This window comes from Pseudomonas sp. yb_2 (assembly GCF_043103905.1).
Lineage (GTDB): Bacteria > Pseudomonadota > Gammaproteobacteria > Pseudomonadales > Pseudomonadaceae > Aquipseudomonas > Aquipseudomonas alloputida.
Genome location: NZ_JBICKH010000002.1, coordinates 91,741 through 98,454, shown reverse-complemented (window position 1 = coordinate 98,454; position 6,714 = coordinate 91,741). Strand labels below are relative to the sequence as shown.

The 6,714-nt window shown below is 63.9% G+C and carries 5 protein-coding genes; all 5 read left to right on the top strand.

All coding sequences use genetic code 11. The annotated features are described in order from the left end of the window. The first annotated feature begins 149 nt into the window (after positions 1-149). The 5 genes from cycA to urtD all read left to right on the top strand — a co-directional run bounded on the left by cycA (position 150) and on the right by urtD (position 6,632). Positions 150-1,556: a D-serine/D-alanine/glycine transporter gene (gene cycA / locus ACF8FB_RS00895; RefSeq protein ID WP_392510819.1), complete on the top strand. Its 1,407-nt coding sequence runs from the start codon at positions 150-152 to the stop codon at positions 1,554-1,556. 249 nt (positions 1,557-1,805) lie between these two features. After that, positions 1,806-3,071 (top strand): urea ABC transporter substrate-binding protein, encoded by a 1,266-nt coding sequence (gene urtA / locus ACF8FB_RS00890; RefSeq protein WP_003249642.1) that lies wholly within the window; start codon positions 1,806-1,808, stop codon positions 3,069-3,071. A 140-nt stretch (positions 3,072-3,211) separates the two neighbouring features. Beyond that, the gene (gene urtB, locus ACF8FB_RS00885) at positions 3,212-4,699 is read left to right on the top strand and encodes an urea ABC transporter permease subunit UrtB (RefSeq protein WP_064491161.1); all 1,488 of its coding nucleotides are present in this window, start codon (positions 3,212-3,214) and stop codon (positions 4,697-4,699) included. Next, positions 4,699-5,778: an urea ABC transporter permease subunit UrtC gene (gene urtC, locus ACF8FB_RS00880; RefSeq protein ID WP_010955449.1), complete on the top strand. Its 1,080-nt coding sequence runs from the start codon at positions 4,699-4,701 to the stop codon at positions 5,776-5,778. The genes urtB and urtC overlap by 1 nt, the downstream gene beginning before the upstream one ends. Further along, entirely contained in the window at positions 5,775-6,632 is an 858-nt protein-coding gene (urtD, locus tag ACF8FB_RS00875) for an urea ABC transporter ATP-binding protein UrtD (RefSeq protein ID WP_019437187.1), read from the top strand. The genes urtC and urtD overlap by 4 nt, the downstream gene beginning before the upstream one ends. Positions 6,633-6,714 lie beyond the last annotated feature (82 nt).

Here is a 6,714-nt window from a genome sequence, read left to right as displayed (position 1 = left end):
AGGGACCGCGTTGTAGGAGCGGGTTTACCCGCGAAGAGGCCGGTACAGGCGAAATGCTGAGCCGAAAATGCAGAGTCGATCTGTCGCGCCCCGATCTGGAACGCGCGTGTTAGCCTAGCCGGCTACCTCTGACAAGAAGACTGCAGCCTATGACGCAAACCTCATCCATAGCGACAGATGAACCGCACCTGCAACGCAACCTGACCAACCGCCACATCCAGCTGATCGCCATCGGCGGCGCGATCGGTACCGGTCTGTTCATGGGCTCAGGCAAGACCATCAGCCTGGCCGGGCCATCGATCATCTTCGTCTACATGATTATCGGCTTCATGCTGTTCTTCGTCATGCGCGCCATGGGCGAACTGCTGCTGTCGAACCTGAACTACAAGTCGTTCATCGACTTTTCCGCCGACCTGCTCGGCCCCTGGGCCGGCTACTTTACTGGCTGGACCTACTGGTTCTGCTGGGTGGTCACCGGCATTGCCGACGTGGTCGCGATCGCCGCCTACACGCAGTTCTGGTTCCCCGACCTGCCGCAGTGGATACCGGCGCTGACCTGCGTAGGGCTGCTGCTGTCGCTGAACCTGGTCACCGTGAAAATGTTCGGCGAAATGGAGTTCTGGTTCGCCCTGGTCAAGATCGTTGCCATCCTCGGCCTGGTCGCTACCGGCCTGTACATGGTCATCACCGGCTTCACCTCGCCAAGCGGGCGCACCGCCCAGCTGGCCAACCTGTGGAATGATGGCGGCATGTTCCCCCATGGCCTGATGGGCTTCTTCGCCGGTTTCCAGATCGCCGTGTTCGCCTTCGTCGGCATCGAGCTGGTGGGTACCACCGCCGCCGAAGCGAAGAACCCGGAACGCACCCTGCCGCGGGCGATCAACTCGATCCCGGTCCGTATCATCGTGTTCTATGTGCTGGCGCTGATCGCGATCATGGCCGTGACCCCGTGGCGCGATGTGGTGCCCGGCAAAAGCCCGTTCGTTGAGTTGTTCGTGCTGGCAGGCCTGCCGGCGGCGGCAAGCATCATCAACTTCGTGGTGCTGACCTCGGCGGCTTCGTCGGCCAACAGCGGCGTGTTCTCCACCAGCCGCATGCTCTACGGCCTGTCGCAGGAAGGTGACGCGCCCAAGGCTTTCGAGAAGCTGTCGAGCCGTTCGGTGCCGGCCAACGGCCTGTATTTCTCGTGCACCTGCCTGTTGCTCGGTGCGGTGCTGATCTACCTGGTGCCGAACGTGGTCGAGGCATTCACCCTGGTCACCACCGTGTCGGCGGTACTGTTCATGTTCGTGTGGACGCTGATCCTGCTGTCATACCTGAAGTACCGCAAAGACCGCGCGGCGCTGCACCAGGCATCGAACTACAAGATGCCGGGCGGGCGCTTCATGTGCTACGTGTGCCTGTCGTTCTTTGCGTTCATCCTGGTGTTGCTGAGCCTGGAGGCGGATACCCGTTCAGCACTGGTGGTGACACCGATCTGGTTTGTCGTGCTGGCGGTGACCTACCAGCTCGTACGCAGCAGGCGCCATCCCCGCACGGCCGTGCGTAACGGCTGATGGCCTCGGGGGCTGTTCCCACGAAGGCACGGTGTACGCCGTCCGATGTGGGAGCGCCCTTGTGTCGCGATGGGCCGCACCGCGGCCCCAATCCTGTGCACACAAATCCATCAGGCACCAACCTGGATCCAACCAACGCCCCAAGACCTCGCACAGCCCCTCTAAACCGTACCTTTCGCCACTAGGCACAGCCCTTGCAACGCCCTCCCCGCTTGCCCAACACCATAAAAAACTCAGCGGAGAGAGCACATGAAGCGTCGCAGTCTGATCAAGGCCCTTACCCTCAGCGCATCGATCGCGGCGATGGGCCTGAGCTGGAGTATCCAGGCCGCCGAGACCATCAAGGTCGGTATCCTGCATTCGCTTTCCGGGACCATGGCCATTTCCGAGACATCGCTCAAGGACATGGCGCTGATGACCATCGAGCAGATCAACGCCAAGGGTGGCGTGAACGGCAAGATGCTGGAACCGGTGGTGGTCGACCCGGCGTCCAACTGGCCGCTGTTCGCTGAAAAGAGCCGTCAACTGCTGACCCAGGACAAAGTGGCCGTGGTGTTCGGCTGCTGGACATCCGTGTCGCGCAAGTCTGTTCTGCCGGTGTTCGAAGAACTCAACGGCCTGCTGTTCTACCCGGTGCAGTATGAGGGCGAAGAGATGTCGCCGAACGTGTTCTACACAGGCGCCGCCCCGAACCAGCAAGCCATCCCGGCCGTGGAATACCTGATGAGCGAGGACGGCGGCAGCGCCAAGCGCTTCTTCCTGCTGGGCACCGACTACGTCTACCCACGCACCACCAACAAGATCCTGCGCGCATTCCTGCACAGCAAAGGCGTGGCCGACAAGGACATCGAAGAGGTGTACACGCCGTTTGGCCACGCTGATTACCAGACCATTGTCGCCAGCATCAAAAAGTTCTCCGCCGGCGGCAAGACCGCGGTCATTTCCACAGTCAATGGTGACTCCAACGTGCCGTTCTACAAGGAACTGGCCAACCAGGGCCTGAAGGCCACCGACGTGCCGGTGGTGGCCTTCTCGGTGGGCGAGGAGGAACTGCGCGGCATCGACACCAAACCGCTGGTGGGCCACCTGGCGGCGTGGAACTACTTCGAATCGGTGGATAACCCGGTCAACCAGAAGTTTGTCGCCGACTGGAAGGCCTACGCCAAGGCCAAGGGCCTGCCAGGTGCCGACAAGGCCGTGACCAACGACCCCATGGAAGCCACCTACGTGGGCATCCACATGTGGGCCCAGGCTGTCGAGAAAGCCAAGTCCACTGACGTTGACAAGGTCCGCGAAGCACTGGCCGGGCAGAGCTTCGAGGCGCCGTCGGGCTTCACCCTGACCATGGACAAGACCAACCACCACCTGCACAAGCCGGTGATGATCGGCGAGATTCAGGATGACGGCCAGTTCAGCGTGGTGTGGGAAACCGAGCAGCCGCTGCGGGCGCAGCCATGGAGCCCGTTCATTCCGGGCAATGACAAGCGGCCAGATTACGCCGTGAAAGGTAACTGAGTGCATGGGGCTGCTTTGCAGCCCATTCGCGGGTGAACCCGCTCCTACAAGGACCGCGCAGGTTTCAAACCTTGCACCGTCTCTGTGTAGGAGCGGGCTCACCCGCGAAGAATCCAACACCGATTTCCAGGATTGCCCGCATGCTCAGACTCCTGCTCACCCTCCTGCTGCTAATCCCCCTGGCAACCCACGCCAGCGAGGGCGAATTCTTTCTCACCGCCAAGCCCGCCGAGCAGGCCGGCCTGCTCGAAGGCTGGGCAGCACAACCCGATGCCGCGCGCCTGCCGCTGCTGGAAAACCTGCGCCAAGGCCGCATCGCCACCGATGACACGCGCAAGGTGCGCCTGAACAACCGCCTGCGCGGCCTGATCGACAACGCCCTGGCCAGCCACCAGTTGCTCAGCGACAACAGCGAAACCCGCCTGGCCGCAGCCCAGCAACTACAGAAAAGCGCACAACCCGCGCAAATGGCCTTCCTCGACCGGCGCTTCGCCGCCGAGCCGGACGCCGCCGTACAGGCCGCCCTCGGTCTGGCCCTGGCCAACCTGCAGCTGGGCGCCAGCGAGCCTGCGGTACGCCTGGCCGCCGTGCGCCTGCTGGGTGAAACCGGCGACCCGCTGGCCCGCACCCGCCTCGAAGCCCTGCTGCAGCCCGATGCAGAACTAGACCCGGGCGTGCGCACAGCCGCCGAAACGAGCCTGGCCCAGGTCAAGCGCAAACTGCTGGTAGGCGAGCTGCTCGGCCAGGCCTTCAGCGGCCTGTCGCTGGGTTCGGTCCTGCTGCTGGCAGCGCTGGGCCTTGCGATCACCTTCGGCCTGCTCGGGGTGATCAACATGGCCCATGGCGAGATGTTGATGCTCGGCGCCTACAGCACCTACATGGTCCAGGTACTGCTGCAGCGCTTCGCCCCAGGCGCCATCGAGTTCTACCCGCTGATTGCCCTGCCGGTGGCCTTCGCCGTCAGTGCCGGGGTAGGCATGGCGCTGGAGCGCACGGTGATCCGCCACCTGTACGGCCGCCCACTGGAAACCCTGCTGGCCACCTGGGGCATCAGCCTGATCCTGATCCAGGCCATCCGCCTGCTGTTCGGCGCGCAGAACGTCGAAGTGAGCAACCCGGCCTGGCTGTCCGGCGGCATCCAGCTGCTGCCCAACCTGGTGCTGCCGTACAACCGCCTGGTCATCATCGGCTTCGCCCTGGCCGTGGTGCTGCTTACCTGGCTGCTGCTCAACCGTACCCGGTTGGGGTTGAACGTGCGCGCAGTCACCCAGAACCGCAACATGGCCGCCTGCTGCGGCGTGTCCACCGGGCGCGTCGACATGCTCGCCTTTGGCCTTGGCTCGGGCATCGCAGGGCTCGGTGGCGTGGCTTTAAGCCAGGTGGGCAACGTCGGCCCGGACCTGGGCCAGAGCTACATCATCGATTCGTTCCTGGTGGTGGTGCTCGGCGGCGTCGGGCAGCTGGCCGGTAGCCTCTGGGCCGCGTTCGGCCTGGGCATCGCCAACAAGCTGCTGGAGCCGCAGATCGGTGCCGTACTCGGCAAGATCCTCATCCTTGCGTTGATCATTCTGTTCATCCAGAAACGCCCGCAAGGCCTGTTCGCCCTCAAGGGACGGGTAATCGACTGATGAACCAGCCACTGCTTGTCACTGCTACGCAAAAGGCCGGCCCACGCCTGACCCTTGCCATCGGTGCCGTCGTCGTCCTGCTGCTGGTGGCTTTGCCACTGTGCTCACTGCTGCCGGCAGATCATGCCCTGCACGTGTCGGCCTACACCCTGACCCTGGTCGGCAAGATTCTCTGTTACGCCATCGTCGCCCTGGCCCTGGACCTGGTCTGGGGCTATGCCGGGCTGCTGTCACTGGGCCATGGCCTGTTCTTCGCCCTGGGCGGCTATGCCATGGGCATGTACCTGATGCGACAGGCCGCCGGCGACGGCTTGCCTGGGTTCATGACCTTCCTGTCGTGGACCGAGCTGCCCTGGTACTGGGCCGGTACCCAGCATTTCGCCTGGGCCCTGTGCCTGGTGGTGCTGGCACCCGGGCTGCTGGCGCTGGTGTTCGGCTGGTTCGCCTTCCGCTCGCGGATCAAGGGCGTGTACTTCTCGATCATGACCCAGGCCCTGACCTTTGCCGGCATGCTGCTGTTCTTCCGCAACGAAACCGGCTTCGGCGGCAACAACGGCTTCACCAGCTTCCGCACCATCCTCGGCTTCGACATTGCAGCCCAGGGCACCCGCGCGGTGTTGTTCCTGCTGACCGTGGCCCTGCTGCTGGCCAGCCTGTACCTGTGCTGGCGCCTGACCCGCAGCAAGTTCGGCCGCCTGCTCACCGCCGTGCGTGACGCTGAAAACCGCATGATGTTCTGTGGCTACGACCCGCGCGGCTTCAAGCTGCTGGTGTGGGTACTGAGCGCCGTGCTGTGCGGCCTGGCCGGTGCCCTGTACGTGCCGCAGGTGGGCATCATCAACCCCAGCGAGATGTCGCCGACCAACTCGATCGAAGCCGCCGTCTGGGTAGCCTTGGGCGGGCGCGGCACGCTGATCGGTCCGCTGCTCGGTGCCGGCCTGGTCAACGGCATGAAAAGCTGGTTCACCGTGGCCTTCCCCGAGTTCTGGCTGTTCTTCCTCGGCGCGTTGTTCATCCTCGTTACCCTGTACCTGCCCAAGGGCGTGGTCGGCCTGTTGAAGAAAAGGAGCCAGCCATGAGAGGCGTGCCCCCAGTCCACCCGGAGTTCATGCTGGAACCGGTATTCGACAACCTCGGCGCCGGGCGCGATGCCATCGGCCTGGGCCACAGCCGCAAAGCCGGCCTGGATACCCGCCACGGTACGGTGCTGAGCCTGGAAGACATCAGCGTCAGCTTCGATGGTTTCAAGGCGCTCAACACGCTGAACCTGTACATCGGGGTGGGCGAGCTGCGCTGCATCATCGGCCCCAACGGCGCCGGCAAGACCACGATGATGGACGTAATCACCGGCAAGACCCGCCCCGACAGCGGCACGGCTTACTTCGGCGACACCCTCGACCTGACCCGCATGAGCGAATACCAGATCGCCCAGGCCGGCATTGGCCGCAAGTTCCAGAAGCCCACAGTGTTCGAAGCGCTGACCGTGTTCGAGAACCTGGAGCTGGCGCTGAAGACCGACAAGTCGGTGTGGGCCAGCCTGGCCGCGCGCCTGAGCGGTGACCAGCGCCAGCGCATCGAGGACGTGCTGACCACCTTGCGCCTGCTGCCGCTGGCCCAGCGCCAGGCCGGCTTGCTGTCGCATGGGCAGAAGCAGTTTCTGGAGATCGGCATGCTGCTGGTGCAGGAGCCGCAACTACTGCTGCTGGATGAACCGGTGGCAGGCATGACCGATGCCGAGACCGAATTTACCGCCGAGCTGTTCAAGGGCCTGGCCGGCAAGCATTCGCTGATGGTGGTGGAGCATGACATGGGCTTCGTCGGCAGCATTGCCGACCATGTGACCGTGCTGCACCAGGGGAGCGTGCTGGCAGAAGGCTCGCTGGAGCAGGTGCAGGCAGATGAGCGGGTGGTCGAGGTGTATCTGGGCCGGTGACCGGATTTGAAATTTTTGGAGCCTGTGCCGGCCTCTTCGCGGGTAAACCCGCTCCTACAGGGGGCGTAATGCCATGGGGCGG